This window comes from Amycolatopsis sp. SID8362 (genome assembly GCF_010550475.1).
In the GTDB taxonomy this organism is placed as follows: Bacteria; Actinomycetota; Actinomycetes; order Mycobacteriales; family Pseudonocardiaceae; genus Amycolatopsis; species Amycolatopsis eburnea.
Window position 1 is genome coordinate 1 of sequence record NZ_JAAGNB010001850.1, and the last position, 906, is coordinate 906.

Sequence of the window (906 nt, forward strand, 5' to 3'; positions counted from 1 at the left end):
TCGGCCTGCCCGAGCGCGAGCGCGGCCCGCGCGGCGTGCGCGCGCCACGGCACGAACCCCGGGAACCGCATGCCGTGGTGGGCCAGCCGCCGCCCGCAGCTGAGCAGGTCCTCGAACCCGAAGCGGGTGTACCCGGTCGCGACGCGCAGGCGCCCCCGCGCGTACAGCAGGTACGTGTGCGTGAACAGGCCCTGGCTGGCCACGAAGTCCATCCGGTCCAGCAGCGACGTCGCCGCCTCGAACCGGCCCAGGTCCACCCAGCACTCGACGAGCTTCGCCGCGCACAGCACGCCGACCGGGCACGTCGTCGTGCCGCCGCGCTCGTCGAAGCGGCGCAGCAGCGATTCGAAGTGGACGCTCGCGCGCTGCAGGTCGCCGCTGGCCTGCAGCGCGATCCCCCGAGCCAGGGTGGGCAGCGCACCGTGCGGCACGTGCACGTCCCACGGCTCGCGCTCGACGTCGAGGACGCGGCACAGCCGGTCGACGTGGGCGGGTTCGTCGGCGAGCACCGCGGTGGCGAGGGTGAAGAAGTAGTGCTGCTCGAACAGCTCGCCGTCGTCGCCGGTCATCACGTCGGCGAAGTGCCCGAGCGCGTCCTGCGCCGACTCGCCGCTGCGGACGGCGTCGAGCGCCAGCAGCGCCGAGCGGCTGCGCTGCGCCGCCGGGTCGGTCAGCGGCGCCCACTGCTCCTCGAAGTCGCGGAACTCCGGGGGCGGCCCCAGCCTGCTGCCCGCCTCGGCGAGGTAGGTCATGCACAGCAGCGGCCAGACGGCGTCCGGCCCGCCGGCGTCGAGGCGCGCCGCGATCTGGCCCGCCGCGCTGATCCCGAGCCGGGCGTCCTGCCCGCCGCACAGGGACAGCAGCATCGCGCTGGCGATGAACGCGGCCGTTTCGCGGTTGCTGATC

Annotated in this window: 1 pseudogene; it reads right to left on the bottom strand. The window is 74.9% G+C overall.

What is annotated here, in order from left to right:
* Nucleotides 1–906 (bottom strand): annotated as a pseudogene (locus G3I65_RS56140) (helix-turn-helix transcriptional regulator); the annotation flags it as partial.